The sequence below is a fragment of the Micromonospora chalcea genome (assembly GCF_028768405.1).
GTDB classification, from domain to species: Bacteria; Actinomycetota; Actinomycetes; order Mycobacteriales; family Micromonosporaceae; genus Micromonospora; species Micromonospora chalcea.
Genome location: NZ_CP118233.1, coordinates 1,353,038 through 1,373,057 on the forward strand (window position 1 = coordinate 1,353,038; position 20,020 = coordinate 1,373,057).

The 20,020-nt window shown below is 72.8% G+C and carries 22 protein-coding genes and 1 riboswitch; of the genes, 4 read left to right on the forward strand and 18 right to left on the reverse strand.

What is annotated here, in order from left to right; all coding sequences use genetic code 11:
• Nucleotides 1-34 precede the first annotated feature (34 nt).
• Nucleotides 35-985, forward strand: a complete 951-nt coding sequence (gene pip, locus PVK74_RS06305) for a prolyl aminopeptidase (protein WP_274478467.1) — start codon at nt 35-37, stop codon at nt 983-985.
• A 54-nt stretch (nt 986-1,039) separates the two neighbouring features.
• On the opposite strand, the gene PVK74_RS06310 is transcribed toward pip, so the two are convergent.
• Nucleotides 1,040-2,236 (reverse strand): chorismate-binding protein, encoded by a 1,197-nt coding sequence (locus PVK74_RS06310; protein WP_274478468.1) that lies wholly within the window; start codon nt 2,234-2,236, stop codon nt 1,040-1,042.
• Nucleotides 2,237-2,359: 123 nt separating this feature from the next.
• Between PVK74_RS06310 and PVK74_RS06315 the strand changes: the two genes are divergently transcribed.
• Nucleotides 2,360-2,560, forward strand: a complete 201-nt coding sequence (locus tag PVK74_RS06315; RefSeq protein ID WP_013286363.1) for a DUF5999 family protein — start codon at nt 2,360-2,362, stop codon at nt 2,558-2,560.
• Nucleotides 2,561-2,654: 94 nt separating this feature from the next.
• On the opposite strand, the gene gcvP is transcribed toward PVK74_RS06315, so the two are convergent.
• Nucleotides 2,655-5,477, reverse strand: coding sequence for an aminomethyl-transferring glycine dehydrogenase (gcvP, locus tag PVK74_RS06320; RefSeq protein WP_274478470.1), 2,823 nt, complete (start codon nt 5,475-5,477; stop codon nt 2,655-2,657).
• A gap of 72 nt (nt 5,478-5,549) precedes the next feature.
• Nucleotides 5,550-5,641: riboswitch (glycine riboswitch) on the reverse strand.
• Between the two features lie 59 nt (nt 5,642-5,700).
• A complete protein-coding gene (locus tag PVK74_RS06325; protein ID WP_064445944.1) occupies nt 5,701-6,543 on the reverse strand; it encodes an NAD-dependent protein deacetylase in 843 nt (280 codons plus the stop codon).
• Between the two features lie 80 nt (nt 6,544-6,623).
• Here PVK74_RS06325 and PVK74_RS06330 point away from each other — a divergent pair, with 80 nt between their 5' ends.
• A complete protein-coding gene (locus PVK74_RS06330) occupies nt 6,624-7,280 on the forward strand; it encodes an NAD(P)H-binding protein (protein WP_069089634.1) in 657 nt (218 codons plus the stop codon).
• 43 nt (nt 7,281-7,323) lie between these two features.
• Here the strand turns inward: PVK74_RS06330 and PVK74_RS06335 are convergent, their stop codons facing one another.
• From PVK74_RS06335 to PVK74_RS06405, 15 genes are all read right to left on the reverse strand, one after another.
• Nucleotides 7,324-8,007 (reverse strand): DivIVA domain-containing protein, encoded by a 684-nt coding sequence (locus PVK74_RS06335; RefSeq protein WP_064445943.1) that lies wholly within the window; start codon nt 8,005-8,007, stop codon nt 7,324-7,326.
• Nucleotides 8,004-9,164 carry a globin domain-containing protein gene (locus PVK74_RS06340; protein ID WP_064445942.1) on the reverse strand — a complete coding sequence of 387 codons (1,161 nt, stop codon included), beginning with the start codon at nt 9,162-9,164 and terminating at the stop codon, nt 8,004-8,006. Before PVK74_RS06340 ends, PVK74_RS06335 begins: the two co-directional genes overlap by 4 nt.
• A gap of 2 nt (nt 9,165-9,166) precedes the next feature.
• The gene (locus PVK74_RS06345) at nt 9,167-9,556 is read right to left on the reverse strand and encodes a group I truncated hemoglobin (RefSeq protein WP_043323993.1); all 390 of its coding nucleotides are present in this window, start codon (nt 9,554-9,556) and stop codon (nt 9,167-9,169) included.
• 437 nt (nt 9,557-9,993) lie between these two features.
• Nucleotides 9,994-10,581, reverse strand: coding sequence for a MerR family transcriptional regulator (locus tag PVK74_RS06350; protein WP_064446489.1), 588 nt, complete (start codon nt 10,579-10,581; stop codon nt 9,994-9,996).
• Between the two features lie 218 nt (nt 10,582-10,799).
• Entirely contained in the window at nt 10,800-11,264 is a 465-nt protein-coding gene (locus PVK74_RS06355; protein ID WP_043330120.1) for a bifunctional nuclease family protein, read from the reverse strand.
• A 212-nt stretch (nt 11,265-11,476) separates the two neighbouring features.
• On the reverse strand, nt 11,477-12,178 hold the full coding sequence (gene ftsR / locus PVK74_RS06360) for a transcriptional regulator FtsR (protein ID WP_176722889.1): 702 nt from the start codon (nt 12,176-12,178) through the stop codon (nt 11,477-11,479).
• Nucleotides 12,179-12,228: 50 nt separating this feature from the next.
• Nucleotides 12,229-12,681 (reverse strand): oxoglutarate dehydrogenase inhibitor Odhl, encoded by a 453-nt coding sequence (gene odhI / locus PVK74_RS06365; protein ID WP_030503922.1) that lies wholly within the window; start codon nt 12,679-12,681, stop codon nt 12,229-12,231.
• A 216-nt stretch (nt 12,682-12,897) separates the two neighbouring features.
• Nucleotides 12,898-13,278, reverse strand: coding sequence for a glycine cleavage system protein GcvH (gene gcvH, locus PVK74_RS06370; protein ID WP_043330119.1), 381 nt, complete (start codon nt 13,276-13,278; stop codon nt 12,898-12,900).
• Nucleotides 13,279-13,332: 54 nt separating this feature from the next.
• Nucleotides 13,333-14,262 (reverse strand): DUF881 domain-containing protein, encoded by a 930-nt coding sequence (locus PVK74_RS06375; RefSeq protein ID WP_043323991.1) that lies wholly within the window; start codon nt 14,260-14,262, stop codon nt 13,333-13,335.
• Nucleotides 14,263-14,272: 10 nt separating this feature from the next.
• Nucleotides 14,273-14,605 carry a small basic family protein gene (locus PVK74_RS06380; protein ID WP_007071104.1) on the reverse strand — a complete coding sequence of 111 codons (333 nt, stop codon included), beginning with the start codon at nt 14,603-14,605 and terminating at the stop codon, nt 14,273-14,275.
• A complete protein-coding gene (locus PVK74_RS06385) occupies nt 14,602-15,558 on the reverse strand; it encodes a DUF881 domain-containing protein (protein WP_043323986.1) in 957 nt (318 codons plus the stop codon). Before PVK74_RS06385 ends, PVK74_RS06380 begins: the two co-directional genes overlap by 4 nt.
• The gene (clsA, locus tag PVK74_RS06390) at nt 15,555-16,193 is read right to left on the reverse strand and encodes a cardiolipin synthase ClsA (protein ID WP_043323984.1); all 639 of its coding nucleotides are present in this window, start codon (nt 16,191-16,193) and stop codon (nt 15,555-15,557) included. The genes PVK74_RS06385 and clsA overlap by 4 nt, the downstream gene beginning before the upstream one ends.
• Nucleotides 16,194-16,498: 305 nt before the next feature.
• Nucleotides 16,499-16,969 carry a MarR family transcriptional regulator gene (locus tag PVK74_RS06395; RefSeq protein WP_043323983.1) on the reverse strand — a complete coding sequence of 157 codons (471 nt, stop codon included), beginning with the start codon at nt 16,967-16,969 and terminating at the stop codon, nt 16,499-16,501.
• Nucleotides 16,970-17,017: 48 nt separating this feature from the next.
• Nucleotides 17,018-18,205, reverse strand: coding sequence for a PP2C family protein-serine/threonine phosphatase (locus tag PVK74_RS06400; RefSeq protein WP_043323981.1), 1,188 nt, complete (start codon nt 18,203-18,205; stop codon nt 17,018-17,020).
• Nucleotides 18,206-18,294: 89 nt separating this feature from the next.
• Complete coding sequence (locus tag PVK74_RS06405) at nt 18,295-19,041, reverse strand: SAM-dependent methyltransferase (protein ID WP_043323979.1); 747 nt, start codon at nt 19,039-19,041, stop codon at nt 18,295-18,297.
• 128 nt (nt 19,042-19,169) lie between these two features.
• On the opposite strand from PVK74_RS06405, the gene PVK74_RS06410 reads away from it, so the two are divergent.
• Complete coding sequence (locus PVK74_RS06410) at nt 19,170-20,009, forward strand: universal stress protein (protein ID WP_064445938.1); 840 nt, start codon at nt 19,170-19,172, stop codon at nt 20,007-20,009.
• Nucleotides 20,010-20,020 lie beyond the last annotated feature (11 nt).

Here is a 20,020-nt window from a genome sequence, read left to right on the forward strand (position 1 = left end):
GGGTGTGCGGACACCGACGCTGGGAGGCCGCCGCATGTATCCGCCGATCGAGCCGTACGCCCAGGGGATGCTGGACGTCGGGGACGGGCAGCGCGTGTACTGGGAGACGTGCGGCAATCCGGACGGCCGGCCGGCGCTTGTGGTGCACGGCGGTCCGGGTTCGGGCGCGGGCGCGGGGTGGCGGCGGCTGTTCGACCCGGCCGCGTACCGGATCGTGTTGTTCGACCAGCGTGGCTGTGGGCGCAGCACACCCCTGGCGTCGGATCCGGCCACGGACCTGTCGGTGAACACCACCGGGCATCTGCTGGCCGACATGGAGGTGCTGCGCGCGCACCTGGGGATCGGCAGGTGGCTGCTGTGCGGCGCGTCGTGGGGGTCGTCGCTGGCGCTGGCGTACGCGCAGCGGCACCCGCAGCGGGTCACCGCGCTGGTGCTGTTCAGCGTGGTCGCCAACACCAGCCGGGAGATCGAGTGGTTGACCCGGGACATGGGCCGGGTGTTCCCGCAGGAGTGGGCGCGGTTCCGTGACGGGGTGCCGGAGGCCGACCGGGACGGTGACCTGTCGGCGGCGTACGCCCGGCTGCTCGACGACCCGGACCCGGCGGTGCGGGAGCGGGCGGCGCGGGACTGGTGCGACTGGGAGGACGTGCACGTGTCCCTCGCGGGCGGGTACGCGCCGGATCCGCGGTTCGCCGATCCGGTGTTCCGGTACGGGTTCGCCCGGCTGGTGACGCACTACTTCGCGAACCGGGGTTTCCAGCCGGACGGGCAGGTGCTGCGCGACGCGGGCCGCCTGGCGGGGATTCCGGGGGTGCTGGTGCAGGGCCGGCTGGATGTCAGCGGCCCGCCGGACATCGCGTGGCTGCTGACCCGGGACTGGCCTGATGCGCGGCTGGAGATCGTGGAGTCCGGCGGGCACGGCGGCGGGCACGGCATCAGCGAGCGGGTGGTCGCCGCCCTGGACGCGTTCGCCGCCGGCCGGTAACCGCCGCGCACGGCCGCTACCGGCCGGCGGAGCCGCCGCGAGCGGGCCGGCCCGTCAGCCGGCGAGCAGGGCGCGGATCGGGGCGGCTTTGGCGGCGGCCTCGGCGACCTCGGCGGCCGGGTCGCTGTCCCAGGTGATGCCGCCGCCGGCCCACAGGTGCAGCAGGTCGCCGTCGGCGGCGGCGGTGCGGATGGTCAGGCCCAGGTCGAGCCGGTCGGGTCCGACCCAGCCGAGCGCGCCCATGCTCGCGCCGCGTCCGACCGGCTCCAGCGCGGCGATCTGCGCCAGCGCGGCGCGTTTGGGCGCGCCGGTGACCGAGCCGCCGGGGCAGACCGCGCGCAGCAGGTCGGCCAGGCCGAGGCCGTCGGCGGGCGCCGCGGACACCGTCGACTCCGCCTGCCACAGGTCACACCAGCGGCGTACGGCGAACAGCTCGTCGACGCGCACCGAGCCGGTGCGGGCGACGCGGGCCAGGTCGTTGCGTTCCAGGTCGACGATCATGACGTGTTCGGCGCGTTCCTTGGCGGAGGCGAGCAGCTCGCGGCGGCCGGCGGGGGTGGCCGGGCGGGTGCCCTTGATGGGGCGGGTGACCAGGCGGCCGTGTTCGACGGCGATGAGGGTTTCCGGGGAGGCGCAGCCGAGCGCCCAGCCGGGGCCGTGCAGGGTGCCGCCGTAGCGGGCGCCGGGCAGCGCGGCGAGGCGGGCCAGCGCCGGCCGGGGGTCGCCGGTGTACGGGGCGGCGGCGTGGCCGACGAGGTTGGTCTGGTAGACGTCGCCGCGGGCGATGGCGGCGCGGACCGCGTCGACGGCGGCGGCGTGCGCGGCCGGGGTCCAGCTGTCGCGCCATGGTCCGAGCCGCCACCCGCCAGCGTGGGCCGGTGGCGGGGTCGGCGTGGGCCGGTCGGTGTGGTGGTAGACAACGACGACCAGGTCGGGCAGCGTCGGCGCGGGGCTCGGCGCGCCGGGCGACACGCCGAGGGTGTACGCGCCGGCGGCGGCGGACAGGTAGAGCGCCGCGCCGCAGACCGCGTCGTCGGGGTCGTGGCGGCCGGGGCGGGTCAGGTCGTCGCGGGTGACGCCGTGCGCGGCGAGGAAGCGTTGTGCCAGGTCAGCGGGGTCGCCGCCGTCGGTGGCGGACCAGTTCAGGCGGGCCGTCTCGACCAGTCGGCGACGGCATCCGGGCGGGGCGCCGGGGGTATCGACCTCCACCTGTGGGAGCGCTTCCACAACGTCTGGCCCGTTACGGGTCATCCGTTCAGCCCATTCTCGGTGAACAAGACGCATCCTTGCTCGTTGCCGCTCAGTTTTCCTTGGTACTGTGCGTCACTGGTCATGTGAACCATGACACAGTGCCCCCACAGTCCGGAGAACCCGATGTGTCAGCACCAGCCCACCTGCCCCTCCGCCGACGCGACCGACCGCGAGGCCGCCCGCGTCCTCGCCTGCTTCCCTGAGCAGGGCTGGAGCCTGCTCTGCAACGGTGTCATCGTCTTCGAGGACACCGGTGAGCTGCTCCCCGACGGACGCACCATCGCCCCGCACCGGGGTCCGGCCCGTCACGCTCTCGTGGCCTGAGCCATCACGCAGCGTCAGTGAGCGTACGCGCCGGTCATGATCGGCCGGCGCGCCGGCCGGGGCGGCGAGAGCCCACCGCCCCGGCGTTCGCCGCTCAGTCCTCGAACGCCTCCGGCGCGGGACACGAGCAGACCAGGTTCCGGTCGCCGTACGCGCCGTCGACGCGCCGCACCGGAGGCCAGTAGCGGCCCGCCCGGTCCACGCCCGCCGGGTAGGCGCCCACCGACCGCGGGTACGGGTGCGGCCACTCGTCGGCCGACACCATCGCCGCGGTGTGCGGCGCGTTGGACAGCGGGTTGTCCCCCGCCGGCCACTCCCCCGAGCCGACCTTGTCGATCTCCGCCCGGATCGCGATCATCGCGTCGCAGAACCGGTCCAGCTCGGCCAGGTCCTCACTCTCGGTCGGCTCCACCATCAGCGTCCCCGCCACCGGGAACGACATCGTCGGCGCGTGGAAGCCGTAGTCGATCAGCCGCTTCGCCACGTCGTCGACGCTCACGCCGGTGGCCTTGGTCAGCGGACGCAGGTCCAGGATGCACTCGTGCGCGACCAGGCCCTTGTTGCCGGCGTACAGCACCGGGAAGTGGTTACGCAGCCGCGCCGCCACGTAGTTCGCGGCCAGGACGGCCACGCCGGTGGCGCGGGCCAGCCCGTCGGCGCCCATCATCCGCAGGTACGCCCACGGGATCGGCAGGATCCCCGCCGACCCGTGGTTGGCCGCCGAGATCGCCGGCCGCCCGTCGGCGCGGGCGCCGAGGGGGTCGCCGGGCAGGAACGGCGCCAGGTGCGAACGCACCGCCACCGGCCCGACGCCGGGGCCGCCGCCGCCGTGCGGAATGCAGAACGTCTTGTGCAGGTTCAGGTGCGACACGTCCGCGCCGAACCGGCCCGGCTTGGCGAACCCGACCAGCGCGTTGAGGTTCGCGCCGTCGACGTACACCTGACCGCCGGCGTCGTGGACCTTCGCGCACAACTGCGCGATGCCGGTCTCGTACACGCCGTGCGTCGACGGGTACGTCACCATGATCGCGGCGAGCGCGTCCCGGTGCTTGTCGATCTTCGCGTCGAGGTCGACCAGGTCGACGTTGCCGTCGGCGTCGCAGCCGACCACCACGACCCGCATGCCGGCCATCACGGCGGACGCGGCGTTGGTGCCGTGCGCCGACGACGGGATCAGGCACACGTCGCGGTGCGCCTCGCCGCGCTCCCGGTGGTAGCCGCGGATCGCCAGCAGCCCGGCCAGCTCACCCTGCGACCCGGCGTTGGGCTGCACGCTGACCGCGTCGTAGCCGGTGACCTCGGCCAGCCAGCCCTCCAGCTGCGCGATCAGCTCCCGGCACCCGGCGGTCTGCGCGTCCGGCGCGAACGGATGCAGGTGCGCGAACTCCGGCCAGGTGATCGGTTCCATCTCGGTGGTGGCGTTGAGCTTCATCGTGCACGACCCCAGCGGAATCATGCCGCGGTCCAGCGCGTAGTCGAAGTCGGCCAGACGGCGCAGGTAGCGCAGCATCGCCGTCTCCGAGTGGTGGCTGTGGAACACCGGGTGGGTGAGGAACTCCGACGTGCGGGCCAGCCCGCCGGGCAGGGCCGCGTCCACCTCGCCGTCGAACCCGTCGACGCCGAACGCCGCCCACACCGCCTGCAGGTGCGCGGGCGTGGTGGTCTCGTCGCAGGAGATGCCGACCCGGTCGGCGTCGACCAGCCGCAGGTTCACGTTGCGCGCCGCGGCGGCGGCCACCACGTCGGCGGCCCGGCCCGGCACGGTCGCGGTGACGGTGTCGAAGAACGCGACGTCCGCGACCTGAACGCCGCCGGCGCGCAGCCCGGCCGCGAGCCGTGCCGCCGCCTCGTGGGTACGCCGGGCGATGGCACGCAGCCCGTCCGGGCCGTGGTAGACGGCGTACATGCCGGCCATCACGGCGAGGAGCACCTGCGCGGTGCAGATGTTGCTGGTCGCCTTCTCCCGGCGGATGTGCTGCTCGCGGGTCTGCAACGCCAGCCGGTACGCCGGGTTGCCGTCGGCGTCGCGGGACACCCCGACCAGGCGGCCCGGCAGCATCCGCTCCAGCCCGGAGCGCACCGCCAGGTAGCCGGCGTGCGGGCCGCCGAAGCCCATCGGCACACCGAAGCGCTGGGTGGTGCCGGCGGCGATGTCGGCGCCGATCTCGCCCGGCGGGCGCAGCAGCGTCAACGCCAGCAGATCCGCCGCGACGGTCACCAGCGCGCCCACGCCGTGCGCCGCGTCGACCAGTGCCCGGTCGTCGCGGACCGCGCCGGACGCGCCCGGGTACTGCAGGTGCAGGCCGAAGAACTCCGCCGGCAGCTCGTCACGCTCCACGTCGATCACCCGCACGTCGATGCCGAGGGGCTCGGCGCGGCTGGTGATCACCGCGACGGTCTGCGGCAGCGCGTCGGCGTCGACGACGTACACCGGGCTCTTGCTCCTGGACGCGCGGCGCGCGAGGGTCATCGCCTCGGCCGCGGCGGTGCCCTCGTCGAGCATCGAGGCGTTCGCAGTGGCCAGACCGGTCAGGTCGGTGACCATGGTCTGGAAGTTCAGCAGCGCCTCCAACCGGCCCTGGCTGATCTCCGGCTGGTACGGCGTGTACGCGGTGTACCAGGCGGGGTTCTCCAGCACGTTGCGGCGGATCACCGCCGGGGTGTGCGTGCCGTGGTAACCCAGACCGATCATGGACACGGCGACGGTGTTGCGGGACGCGAGGGCGCGCAGCTCGGCGATCGCCTCCCGCTCACTGGCCGGGGCGGGCAGGTCCAGGGTGCCGTGCCAGCGGATCACCTCGGGGATCGCGGCGTCCATCAGCTCGTCGACGGAGCCGTAACCGACGGCCTCCAGCATCCGGCGCTCGTCGGCCGGGCCGGGGCCGATGTGCCGGTCGGCGAACTGCTCTGCGGTCATGCGCTGCGCTCCTTGGGGGGCGAGGTCGACGGGTCGGCCTCCCCCTGAGTCGCGCTGACGCGCTCCACAGCGCCTGCCCACGTGGTCCTTTTGCCTGAGAGGTTCCGGGGAGAATCTGCCCCTTCGGCGCCGCCGGGATCGGCGGTCTCTCCCACGTGGGTGGTACCGGCACCCCCAACGCTACCAGCGGGCGTGTTTCCGGCTCATGTCCCGGGGTTGTCGATCACACCGGCGCCGGGGCCGCCGCGCACCGGTCCGCCAGCGCGCGCAGGGTGGCGCCCAGCGGCGCGTCCAGGCGCAGCGCCGCGTAGGTGTCGCCGCGGGTGACGCCCTGGTTGACGATCGCCACCGGGATGCCGTGGCGGGCCGCGCGCAGCACGAACCGCCGCCCCGACATCACCGTCAACGACGACCCCAGCACCAGCAGCGCCCGGGCCCCCTCCACCAGGGCGAAACAGTCGGCCACCCGCGACGCGGGCACCGTCTCGCCGAAGAACACCACGTCCGGTTTCAGCATGCCGGTGCCGCACAGCGCGCAGTCGACCGTGCGGAACCCGGCCACCGCCTCGTCCGGCAGGTCCACGTCGCCGTCGGGGTTGACGTGCGCCACCCGCGCGTCGAAACCCGGGTTCGCCTCCGACAGGCGCCGGTGCAGCTCCTCGCGGCCGGTGGCGTTGCCGCAGTCCAGGCACGTCACCTCGTCGAGGCGGCCGTGCAACTCGATCACCCCGGTGGCGCCGGCGGCGGTGTGCAACCCGTCGACGTTCTGCGTGATGATGCCGCCGAGCAGCCCGGCCGCCTGCAGCCGCGCCACCGCCCGGTGCCCCTCGTTCGGCGCCGCCCGCGCGATGGTCTGCCAGCCCAGGTGGCTGCGCGCCCAGTACCGCCGCCGCGCCAGCGGATCCCGGGTGAACTCCTGGTACGTCATCGGGGTGTGCCGGCGGGACGCGCCGCTGGGCCCCCGGTAGTCCGGAATGCCCGACTCGGTGGACAGGCCCGCGCCGCTGAGCACCACCACGTCCCCGGCGGCCACCAGCCGCGCCAACGCCTCGAACGCCTCACTCACCCGTCCATGGTCCCTCGCCGGACCCGCACCTCCCACCCGGACGCCCGGCGGGGCGCGCCCGGCCGGGCTACGTTGATCGCATGCGCGTCGTCATCGCCGGAGGGCACGGCAAAATCGCCAAACTGCTGGAGCGGGAACTGGCCGGACGCGCAGACACCGCGCTCGGGCTCATCCGCAACCCCGACCACGCCGCCGCGCTACGTGCCGCCGGCGCCGAACCGGTCCTCTGCGACCTGGAACACACCGACGTCGACACCCTCGCCGCCCACCTGGCCGGCGCCGACGCCGTCGTGTTCGCCGCCGGCGCCGGACCGGGCAGCGGCGCCGCCCGCAAGGACACCGTCGACCGCGGCGCCGCAGTGCTGCTCGCCGACGCCGCCGCACAAGCCGGCGTACGCCGCTACCTGCTGGTCTCCTCCATGGGCGTGGACGACGCACCCGCCGACGGCACCGACGACGTGTGGGCGGCGTACCTGCGGGCCAAGAAAGCCGCCGAGGACGACATCACCGGCCGGGACCTCGACGTGACGGTGCTGCGGCCCGGCCGGCTCACCGACGACGAACCCGAAGGCCGCATCACGCTGGCCCGGCACGTCACCGGCGGCGCGATCAGCCGCGCCGACGTCGCCCGGGTCCTGCTGGCCCTGCTCTACGCCCCCGGCACCGCCGGGCACACCCTCGAACTGGTCGGCGGCGACACGCCCATCGCCGAAGCGATCACCGCCGTCACCACCTGAGCCGTACCGCCCGGCCCGCCGCACCGCAGGCCGGGCGGTACGGTCACCGCTGATGCCGGGGCAACGCCGGCTGCGGCGCGCCGCCACCAGCCGCCGGCAACTCCCGGGAGATCCGCTCCATCGTGCGCGCCAACTGCTCACTACCGTCGTCGAGATGCCGCGCCGCCGCCTGCATGTGGGAGATCATCATCTCGCCGAAGATCCGCAACGCCTCCCGCGTCGCCACCGAGTCGTCGAAGCTGCCCCCGGCGGCGCTGCGGTACTCCGCCACCGCCCGCTCGGCCTCCTGCTTCGCCTCCTCCGCCGCCGCCCGCATGTAACTCTCGTACTGGGTACGGGCGTACTCGGCCACCCGGCGCGCGTAGTCGTGCGCCTGCGCGATGATCTGCTCGGCCTCCCGCTGCGCCGCCGACAGCAGGTTGACCTCCTTCGCCGCCGGCGCCGCCGGCGCCTTCTCCGCGCTCGGGATCACCCCGTGCCGGTGCAGCTCCAGATGGTCGTTGAGCCGCTCGTTCTCCGCCCGCAGATCCCCCACCTGCGCCGCCAGCAGATCCAGCTCGTCGGCCACCTGCAACCGGAACCGGTCCACGTCCGCCGGGTCGTACCCGCGCCGGGTGAACGCCGCCGACCCGAACTCCCACCGACGCACCCGGTCCGCGGTCAGCCGCACCTGCACCGGACCCGACACGTGCTGCGAGTCATAGCTGCTGATCGGGCTCGCGCTCACCGGATCACCTCTGTTCCCTCGGCCACCGTCCGCCAGGACGGGCCGTACCAGTGCTTGCCGAAACCCTCGTGGTGCAGCTGGCCCGGCTGGTAACCCGCCGCGGTCAGCGCCGCCACCGAATCACCGACCATCTCGTCGGACCCGCACACATACACGTGCCTCGACCGCCAGTCCCCGTCGGCCAGCACCCGGTCGGCCAGCCGCACCATCTCCCCCGGCCGCTGCGGATCCGATCCGGCCACGTACGACACCCGCAACCACGGATGCGTCGCCGCCAACTTGTCGATCGCCTCGCTGTCGTAGAACTCCGTACGCGAACGGGCCCCCACATACAGGTCGACCCGCCGCCCGGAACCCTCCGCCGCCACCTGCTCCACCAGCGCCTTCACCGGCGCCCAGCCGGTCCCGGCGGCCAACAGCAGCAGATCCGACGACCCGGCCTGCCACAACGTCAACCGCTCACCCACCGGCGACGCCAGATGGATCTGATCACCCGCCGCGCACCCGTACACCAGACGCGACGACACCACGCCACCCGGCGCGGCCCGCACGTGCAACTCCACCGTGCCGTCCGAACGCGGCGCGTTCGCCGGCGAGTAGTACCGCCACGACCGCACCGCCGGATGCGACACCCCGATCGACTGCCCCGGCCTGAACGGCAGCAGATACTGCGGGCGCACCGTCAGCACCGCCACGTCGAACGTGCGCTGCTCGTGCGACAGCACCTCCGCCACCCACCACGGCGGCGACTGCGACTCCGCCGCCTGCGCGCCGTCGGTCATCACCTGCGCCACCAGGCCGTACGCCGCGGTCCAGTCGGCCGCCAGCTCGTCGGTCCACGCCTCACCGCAGAAATGCCGCAACGTCGCCAGCAGCGCCTCACCGACCGCCGGATAGTGCTCCGCGCGCACCGCGAACTTCCGGTGATCCGCGCCCAGGTCCCGCAGGAACCCGACCAGCTGATCCACCTGGTCCACGTGGGACACCACATGCCCCAGGGCCGCCACCAGACGATCCCGCTGCCCGGCCATGTTCGTCGGGAACATCTGCCGGGTCTCCGGATGCGCCAGGAACAGCGTCGAATAGAAGTAGAGCGGCACCTGGTCGCCGTGCGCGGCGACCAGGGACCAGCTCTGCTTCAGCCGTGCCGCGTCCACGCTCAGGCATCCCCCGCCGACACGACCTGATCGCGGACCTGCCCGAGCACGACCTGCACGTCGGCGATCACGTCGGCCGGCACGCCCAGCTCCACCAGCGTCGCCGTCAGGTGCTCACCGACCTTCGCGTAGTGCTCACCCGGAATGCTCAACGGCTGGTGCGCCTCGGCCAGCCCACGGCCGGCGTACTCGTTCGGCCCACCGAGCACCACCGCCAGCATGAGCGCCAGGTGCCGCCGCTGCTCCACCATGTCCACCCCGGTGAAGTAGCCCGCGAGATCCGCATCGGCCAGCACCTTGTCGTAGAACAACTCCACAGCGGCCTTCACCGCCGCCGCGCCGCCGATGCGCTCGTAATGGGAGATCGGGGTGGTCTCGCTCGTCACCGTCATGCTCGGTCCTTCCACCAGGGGTCCGCGGGCAGCGCCGCGTCAGGGGCTCACCGTCCGGCGCGCGAAGTCACACAGCGTTCCACCGTGACGTCGACACGCCGACGATCGGAACGGACGATAGCGCGCCCCCCACCACGCTTCACGCCGCCCCTGTCCCGATCCCGAGAACCGTCAACTACGGACAGTCAACAACAGCCGCGAATACGATGAACACACCGCAGTCAGCCGAGCACCCCCGGTCAACCCACAGCGCGTACCGTCCCTTTCGGACATTGCGCACCGACCAGCCGCGACCTGCGGATACACCGACCGGGCCGCGCCCGACCACCGGACCGGGCCCGCCCGGGCCCCGCACAGCACACCCCGTCACCAAAACACGAATCGCGCCGCACCCTTTTCGGGCGCGGCGCGATCCTGTCAACGAGACGCGACGCAGGTCACCCGGCCCGGCGCCGCGCCCGACGCGCCGCCAGCTCGTCACCCACCGCGTCCGCCTCCGGCTCCACCGCCGGAGCAGCCGGCTCCTGCCCACCCACCGGCTCCGCCGGCAGATGCGACAACGAACCCTGGATCTCCTTGAACGCCCCACCGATCGCGATGCCGAACACGCCCTGGCCGCCCTGCAACAGGTCGACCACCTCCTCCGGCGACCGGCACTCATACACAGTCGTCCCGTCGGAAATCAACGTGATGCCCGCAAGATCATCCACCCCACGCGACCGCAACGCCTCGATCGCCTTCCGAATGTTCTGCAACGACACCCCGGCGTCCAGCAGCCGCTTCACGACCTTCAACACCACCAGGTCGCGGAACGAGTACAACCTCGACGTCCCCGAACCCGAAGCATCACGCACACTCGGCACCACGAGCGCCGTACGCGCCCAGTAGTCCAACTGCCGGTAACTGATGCCCACCGCCGAACACGCGGTCACACCCCGGTAGCCGACCTCACCGTCACCGACCGACTCAGGCCCCACACCCGCCTGCTGCTCCGCACCCGGACCAGGATCCCGCGGCTCGTGCATCCGGACCAACCTCCCCGCGTCCGTGGCGGTGCCGCGCCGACTCCCCGTCACGCACACCCCTCGACACGGCAACCCTATCGCCGCCGCCCGCACTTCACCCGCAGGAGACACCGCGACACGCCGCGCGACCGCCCGGCACCAACGACACACGGCGGCCAGCCATCACCCACAGTGACAACCACCGCCGCGCCGACCCCGGCCACCCGGCCGGGCACACCTCAACCCGCGAAGTCCTCCGGACGCACCTGATCCAGGAACTCCCGGAACTTCTCCACCTCGTCCTCCTGCTCGTCCGGAATCACGATCCCCGCCTCGCCGAGGACCTGCTCCGCACAACGAATCGGAGCGCCGACCCGCAACGCCAACGCGATCGAGTCACTCGGCCGCGCCGACACCCGCACCCCGTCACCCAGCAGCAGATCCGCGTAGAACACGTTGTCCTTCAACTCGGTGATCTCCACCGCTCGCAACGGCGCCTGCAACGCCGCCAGCACATCCCGCAGAAGATCATGCGTCAACGGCCGGGCCGGCTTGACCCCCTGCTGCTCGTAAGCGATCGCCGTCGCCTCGACCGCGCCGATCCAGATCGGCAGATAGCGGTCCCCCTCGACCTCCCGCAGCAGGACGATCGGCTGGTTGCTCGGCAACTCCACCCGAACTCCGACCACGCTCAGCTCGCGCACCGCCGCCTCCGTGTCGTCGTCACCTTGCACCGCGCCCCTCCCTGCACGGTACACGGACCAGGACACAGGAGTCCCACACGCTACGTGCACCACGCCTCGCCGGAGGGGCTTACCCCGGCAAGCCTACGACACGCTCCCCCGACCAGATCTTTCCGCGCCACCCCACGACGAAGGGCCGGGCGTCCACGACACCCGGCCCTTCACCGACAACCTCACCGGCCCAACGTCGACCGCAGCCCCACCCGCACCAACGCCGCGTGCAACCGCTGCGACAACGCCACCAGCTCCCGCGCCGTCTCCGCCGCACGAGCCCGCGCCGCCGGATCACTCTGCCGCGCCAACGGCGCCACAAGCTGCGCGAACAAACCAACCTCACGATCCGCCGCCGACCGGTACGCCCGCAGATGCCGAGGCTCCAACCCGTACGCCGCCAGACCCGCCACCGCACTCGCGATGATCAAAGCATCCGCGTCGTACCACCCCGGCGGATCCGACACCAGCACACCGAGCCGCTCCAACTCCGCAAGCGTCGACTCGTCCACGCCGCTACGCGAGATCAGCCCCGCCCGGTCCAGCCGCACCTCCGACGACTCGACCGAATCCACCGGCTCCCGGCCCGGCACCTCACCACCCGGACCCACAGCCACCAGATTCGGCCGCCCCCGCCCCGGCGACGGACCAGAACCGTCCCACTCGGCCAACTGCTCCCGGATCACCCGCAACGGCAGATACTGATCCCGCTGCGCGGTCAACACGAACCGCAGCCGCGCCACATCGTCCCAGCCGTACTTGCGATAACCCGCCGGCGTCCGCTGCGGCTCCACCAGGCCCTCGGCCTCCAGGAATCGCAACTTCGAGATCGTGACGTCCGGAAACTCCGGCCGCAACTGAGCCAGCACCTCGCCGATACTCATCAGCGCAGGCGCCCGCCCAGCCCCGGACGGCGTCGAAGCCGCAGGCTCGTTCACCCCCGGCCGGCCTCACCCTCCGGGCGCGGACCGGCGATGAACACCACCCGGAACTTACCGATCTGCACCTCGTCACCGTTGCTCAACGTCGCCGCCTCGACCCGCTCACGATTCACGTACGTGCCGTTCAGGCTGCCCACATCCCGCACCGTGAACGTCCCACCGTCCCGGTGGAACTCCGCGTGCCGACGCGACACCGTCACATCGTCCAGGAAGATGTCACTGTCCGGGTGCCGCCCACTCGTCGTCACGTCGTGGTCCAACAGGAACCGGGCGCCCGCGTTCGGACCCCGGCGAACCACCAGCAACGCCATACCCGGCGGCAAAGAACCGGACATCCGGCTCGGCACCACATCGGTGTCCGGCCCCTCCAGCACTTCGTCGAGCGAACCGAGATTGAGCGTCGAAGTGACGTCGAGCGGGGGGAACTCGTCGTCTGGGCGCGTCATGGGACCACCTCACGGATCTGTTCGGTCGGCGTCAGGAAATGGCGGGTCTGGCCGCCGGGCAACACCACACCCGGCGGCTGGCTCCCCGTGCCCGGGAAGGCGCATTCCGCAACGCTCAAACTATTGGTTCTCGGTCGACTGGGCGAGCCTAGCCAGCGCCGAAATGCAGGGCAACCGGACGCGCGGAACCACGCCGCCGCCCGGAACAGCACGAACTCAGCTCTCGGTGAGCTCGCGGTACGCATCAGCGGTCAACAACCCCTCGACCGCCGCCGGATCATCCGGAGTGATCTCCACCAACCACCCCGCACCGTACGGATCCGTGTTGATCACCTCAGGGGTGTCGGCAAGCGCCTCGTTGCGCGCCGCCACCGTGCCGCTCAACGGCGCGTAGATCTCCGACACGCTCTTCGTCGACTCGATCTCGCCCAGCGACTCGCCCGCCGCCACCACCGAACCGGAGTCCGGCAGCTGCACGAACACGATGTCACCCAGAGCGTCCTGCGCGAAGTGCGTGATACCGACGCGGACGACACCACCGTCACCACCGACCACCCACTCGTGCTCGGCGGTGTACCGCAGATCCTCAGGAATCACCAACTGCGTCCTTCGTCATCGGTGCACCGGAAAAACCGGCGCGGCCGCGCCCGGTCAGGAAACCGGCCGCGCGTGGTCCAGCTTGATCGGCGCGTGCAGCTGCGAAACCTCCACAACCTCACGATCCTCGGAGGTCACGTTACCGCCGCCGTCCCGCACCGATGCGACCACCCCGCCAGGAATGTTCAACGCCGTACGCATCGTCGCCGGATCCCCGATCACCATGATCGTAAACGGACCCGTCAACCGCCGCCCGTCCACCACCAGAACACCATCGGCCCCGTCCACGAAATACGTCGACGCGATGATCCGCACCGCCGAACCATCAGCGCCCTGGATCTGCATCGCCTCCGCGCCCGCACCCCGCAGCTCCTGCACCGCGTCCAGGATCCGCGTCGACGACACCGCCTTCGCCGGCCCCGAGAACCGCACCTCCAGCCCCGGACCCACCGCCGGCAACGTACCCGCCAGGATGCCCAGCTCGTCCGCCCGCCGCGTCGCCTCCTCCAGCGCCGCCTGCCGGCCCTGCTCACCCGAGCGCAACTGCCGCTGACTCTCCTCCAGGGCGTCGATGTCCTGACGCAGCCGCCGCTCCCGCGAATCCAGATCCGACGAGATCCGCACCAGATCCTCCTCCCGCGTCGCCGCGAGCGTCGGGTCCGTCGACGTCGTCTTCAACTGCACCACGAGCGTGAAACCCAGCAACGCCAGCAGCACCGCGATCATCAGACCCGCCGAGGAGAACCGCCGCGACCGCGACGGCCGCGCCACCGCACCCGGCTCCGGCTCGGACTCCGGCACCGCCTCCCGCTCCGCCGGCTCCGACGACTCATCCGGCGCCGGCTCCACCGGCGCCAACGGGCTCAACTCGTCCGGATCGGGCGCGTCCGGGCGCGGATCCGGCTCACCCGCCGGACCCGACGGCCGCTCCGGCTCCACCGGACGCGGCCACCCCGTCCCCGTCTCCCTGTGTTCCTCACTCATCGCCACAAACCTACGCCCGGAACAGGTGCCGACGGATCGCCGCCACATTTCCGAAGATGCGCACCCCGAGCACGACCACCACACCCGTGGACAACTGACCACCCACGCCCAACTGGTCACCCAGGTACACGATCAGCCCCGCCACCAGCACGTTCGAGATGAACGACACCACGAACTGCTTGTCGTCGAAGATCCGGTCCAGCTTCGCCCGCACCCCACCGAACACCGCGTCCAACGCGGCCACCACCGCGATCGGCAGATACGGCTGCAACGCCGCCGGCACCGTGGGGTCCAGATACACCCCGAGCACCACACCGGCGAGCAACGCCAGCACCGCGATCATCGGCCACCTCCCGAGGGGCTGGAAGAACCACCCGGGCCGGACGACCCGGGACTCGACGAACCGGCGGCCCCCGAACCCGACGGACGCGGACTCGGACTGACCGAAGGCTCGGCGTAGCGTAGCCGCGGCTGCGGCGCCGCCGGCAAGGTGAGGTCGTCGACCCGCTTCACCCCGAACGACAGCCCCGTCGTCCGCGCCACCTCACGCATGAGCGCCGCCGCCCGGCTCTCGTTGAACCGGTCCCGCATCGACCGCGGCCCGATCGCCTGCACCTCGTACGGGCCCGTCACCGGCCGGTAGTCCACCAGGATCGCCTCACCCGCCGACCGGATCGTCGACGTCGCGGTCAACCGCTGGCCGTTCACCGCCACCGCCTCGGCGCCCGCCGCCCACAACGCGTTGGCCACCTTCTGCAGATCCGAGTACAGCACCCGGGACGGGCCCGCGTCCCCGCTGGTCACGCCGTCCTGGTCCGCCGTCGCGTCGGCCAGCCGCACCACCACGCCGTCACCGCGCACCCGAGCCAGACCGGTGCCCGCCTCCAGCGTGCGCAACCGGGACGCCTGCGAACCGCTCAGCGCCGCGTCGCGCTGCCGGCCGACCTCCTCGCGCAACTGCTCGGCCCGCTCGGTCAACCGGTCGGTCGCCGCCTCACGCCCCTTGATCTCGGCGATCAGCCCCGCCCGCGCCGTCGCCCGGCTCGGCTCCTCCGCCATCGTCTCCCGGTACGCCACCGCGAACAGGAACCCGATCACCGCCAGGACGAGCAGGCTCACCGGGCGGCCCAGCACCTGCCGCACCCGCGACATGCCACCCGCCGCCCGGCGCGCCGCCGCGTCCCCGTACCCCGGGTCCAGCGGATTGCGGAACAGCTCGGTCAGGAAGTCCGGCGCGTACACCCGGCTCGACGGGTCGCGCTCCTTCTCCGCGTCGCCGGACGCCGGCCCGGTCACGCCGCCACCTCCGCGCGCCGCGCCCGCATCTGCCGTACGAGACGGCTCGCCTGCACCACGTACATCGCGCCGGCCACCCAGTAGAGGACCAGACCCCACCAGCCCAGGCCCCAGCCGATCGCGCCGGCCGCGGTGCCGATGTCCGGCACGGCGTCGGCCAGCAGCAGGATCGGGAACGCCGCCAGCAGCAGGAAGGTGGCGGTCTTGCCCACGTAGTGCACCGGCGGCGGGCCGTAGCCGTAGCGGCGCAGCACGCCGAGAGAGACCAGCAGCAGCAACTCGCGGGCCAGCAGCGCCCCGGTGAACTGCCAGGGCACCACCTCCCGCGCGGTGAAGGCCAGCAGCGTGGCCAGGATGTAGAGCCGGTCGGCCAGCGGGTCGAGCAGTTCGCCGAGTCGGCTCACCTGCCCCAGCCGGCGGGCGATCCAGCCGTCCACCCAGTCGCTGGTGCCGCCCACGGCGAGCACCACGATGGCCGCGACGTCGGCGCGGACCACGAGGAACAGGTAGAGGAAGATCGGCACGCCGACGAGCCGGACGAAGCTGATCAGGTTGGGCAGCGTGAGGACGCGGTCTCCCACGACCGTGGCGTCCCCGGAATCCGGGTGCTCCGCTGGAGCCGGCCGACGCGACACCGAACCCTCCCTTCGCAGCACGGTCCGGCAGCCGGACGAGCGGCCGCTGGAGGGACGTGCGCGTTGCCGGCCGGTCAGACGCCGGCGCCCTCTGTGATCCCGGGCTGGGACCTCCCCCGACGCGGCCGGTGATCACCGGCCGCTCAGTTGCGCTGCCACTATATCGGGCTCCCCCGCTCCGGCCGGTGGCCGCGCTGCGCCGTTGCTCAGTGTTGTGAGGGTGGGGACCGTCACAACCGCTATGGCATCCTAGGACACTAGCTGACCATCACGGCCGTTGGTCAGGATCAGCGCCGGGGTGGGACTCAGGCGGTGCGGGCGGTGGAGTCGGAGCCCGCCTGCGGCGCGACCGCCGCGGCGGCCTGACTGAACGCCACGAGCGCCAGCAGCAGCTCGTGCTGCGCACGGTTGGGCATCCGGTCGAGCACCGCCTGGACCGCACGGTGCCGCCGCTGCTGCAGATCGCGCAGCAACGTGTCCGCCGCCGCGGTCGGGATCAGGCGCACCTCTCGCCTGTCACGCGGGTCGGCCACCCGGCGCAGCAGGCCGACGGCCTCCAGGCGGTCACAGAGCCGGCTCGCCGACGACGGGACCACGTCCAGCAGCTCGGCCAGCCGGTTCACGTTGGTGTCGGGATGGGACACGATCAGCGACAGCACCCGCAGCTGCGTCGGCGAGACGCTGACGGTGTGCCGTGAGGTCGCGGAGTCGAGCACACCGATGAGCGCCTCGGCAGCCGACTCGATGGCCGCGGCAAGATTCGGAGGTCGCTCCACCCGCTGTCCCCTGCGATCGTCCCGCTCGTGTTCGCTCCGCCGCCCCGATCACTGCCCCGTGACGTCGTCGGACCGGCCGGAACCGCGCCAGTCCAGGCAGACGACGACCGCGTCGTCACGGAGATCCGCGTCGGCGTGGTACGCATGCAGTTCGCGCATCACCGTACCAACTGCCTCGGTCGCCGGCTGCAGCCGAGTAGCCCGCATCGCGCGCGCCATGGCCCGGACGCCGTACGGCTCCTGCCCGTCGGGCTCCGCCGCATACACCCCGTCGCTGACCACGAAGAGACGATCGCCCGGCTCCAGAGTGAACTCCTGCACGTCGTACCGGGTCTCGGCGAACATGCCCAACGGCAGTTGCTGCTCCAACGCGATCGGGGTGACCCGCCTCCCCCGCAGCCGCAGCAGTTGCGGGGAACCGGCGTCCACCGCCCGCACCACGCCCCGGCGGCTGTCCAGCTCCAGCAGCAGCGTGGCCACGTGCCGGCCGCCCCGGTGCTGGTAGTAGATGGTGTCCGAGGCCAGCTCCGCCTGCTCGACCAGGCTGCCGCCGGAACGCCGGGCGTTGCGCATGGCGTTCACCGTCATCGCCGTGAGCAGCGACGCGGCCAGCCCGCTGCCGGTGCCGTTGAGCACGGTGAGGGTGAGCCGCTCACAGTCCACCGACCAGTCGAAGTGGTCACCGCCCACCGTGTACGCCGGTTCGAGCTGCCCGGCCAGCAACGCGTCGCCGTGGCGCACGCTGCGCCCCGGCAACAGGTCCCACTGCATCTCCGCAGCCATGCTCAGCCGTTCCCGCCGCCGGGCGCGGCGGTACCTGTCGGTCTCCCGGTCGGCCGCGCGGATGGCCACGGCCAGCTCGCCGGCGGCGTCCCGCGCCGCCTCCACTGTGGCCGCGTCCGGGTCACCGGGCAGCTCGACCATCAGGACGCCGAGCCGCTCCCCCCACACCGACAGCGGCAGGTAGGCCCGGCAGCGGCCGTCGTCGATGATGTCCAGGACCGGCTCCTGGCTGCTGAAGCAGCGTTGCGCCACGGTGTGTGCCGGCAACGGGCCACCGTCGGGCACGTCCGGGTCGAGCACCGGCCAGAGGCCGCTGGCGCGGTAGTCGGCGACGAACACCTCCGCCCGCGCGGCCCCGAGCGTCTGGCGCAGCACCGCGTCCGCGGTCTCCACCAGCTGGTCGGGTGGCGCCGTGCGCAGGGCACGTGACACCGATCCGGACGCCTCCGGCATGCTCATCCTCCGATGACGACTATTGCTACAGAGCAAACATCATACGAAGGACCCCCGACCGCCGAACGGCCCGCCTCGACCGGCGCGGCTCAGTCCGCCGGCCGCAGCGCCAACGCGCCGTAGAACGCGTCCGGCACCGGCTCCGGCTCACCCTCGGGCCGCCACCGGGCCACCGGCACGACGCCCTCGTCGGTGGGACGCCAGCGGCCCAGCAGCGGCGCGAACCGCTCGGGCGCGCGCATCCGGAACGCCGGGCCCATCATGGCCAGCGCCTGCGGGTGCCCGGCCAGCTCCTCGCTGTCGAAGTCGATCGCCAGCCGGCTGCCCGGCGCGACCGCCCGGTACAACTCGTCCAGGGTACGGGCGAGCGTGTCGTCGTCCAGGAACGCGGCCAGCCCGAGGAACACCACTCCGACCGGCCGTCTCCCCCACCCCGGCACGAAACGGTGCAGCTGCGCCCGGTCGACGGTGCCGATGTCGGTGGCGTCGCCGTAGCCGTAACCGGCGCGGTCACTGCCGGCGAGCAGGCGCTGGCCGAGCCGGACCGTCTCCGGGTCGACGTCGGTGTAGAGGACCGTCGCCTTCGGTGCGACCTCGTGCACGTTTCCGCAGGTGGGCACGCCCGCACCGAAGACCAGGAAGCCGTCCACGCCGTCGCCGGCCATGGCGCGCACGGTCCGGCCCAGGAAACCGCGCAGCGAGCGGAAGATCGCCGCGCAGGGCCCGTACGCCGCCTCGAACGCGGCGGCCGCGGCGACGTCGACCGGACGGTGGTGCCGGCCGCCGAGCCAGTAGTCGATCATGCGGGCGGTGCTCGGTCCGTCCGGCTGATCCATCGACGGGCCTCCCTCCCTGGGCGCTGTCCGCCAGCGTACCGACCGGGCGACCGGCGCGGTATCGCCCCGGGCCGGTCCCGCCGGCCGCGATACTGGCCGCGGGAGCGCCGGCCACGAGGAGGTACCTGGTGAACTCCGCTGACGGTGCGGCCGTGGTGGTCGGGGTGGACGGCTCCGAGCCGGCGACCCGGGCCGTGCTCCTGGCCGCCCGGGAGGCCACCCGCCGCAACCGGCCGCTGCGGGTGGTCCACGGATTCATCTGGCCGCTGCTGGGCGTACCGGTGGCCGCTCCGGCCGGGGCGCCGCCGCACGCCGGCCTGCGTCACCAGGCCGAGCAACTGGTCGCCGACGCGGTCAACGCGGCCCAGGCGCAGGAGCGCGGGCTGCGCATCACCGGCGAGATCATCGACGGGGAGGCGGCCGCCGTGCTGATCGGCGAGTCCCCCACCGCCGCGCTGATCGTGCTCGGCGACCGGGGTCTCGGCGGGTTCGCCTCGCTGGTGATCGGCTCGGTCGCGCTGCAGGTCACCGCGTACGCCGACTGCCCGGTGCTGGTGGCCCGGGGCGCCGCCCGCGACACCGGCCCGGTGGTGGCCGGGGTGGACGGCTCCGCGCTGTCCCGCGCCGCCGTCGAGTTCGCCGCCGAAACGGCGTCCCACCGCGGCGCCCCGCTGCGTGTGCTGCACGCCCACCCGGGCGGCCGGTCGGCGCAGGCCGACGAGCAGGAGCGGGTCCTGGCCGAGTCGGTCGCCGGCGTCGCCGAGCGCTGGCCGGACGTGCCGATCAACCGGGAGGCGGTGCGGGCCCGCCCGGTCACAGCGCTGACCGAGGCGTCCCGGGACGCCCAACTGGTCGTGGTGGGCCGGCAAGGCCGCGGTGAGCTCAGCGGCTTGCTGCTCGGCTCGGTGAGCCAGGGGATCCTGCACCGCGCCGCGTGCCCGGTCGCTGTCGTCCGCGCCCCGGCCTGAGCGCACGGTTG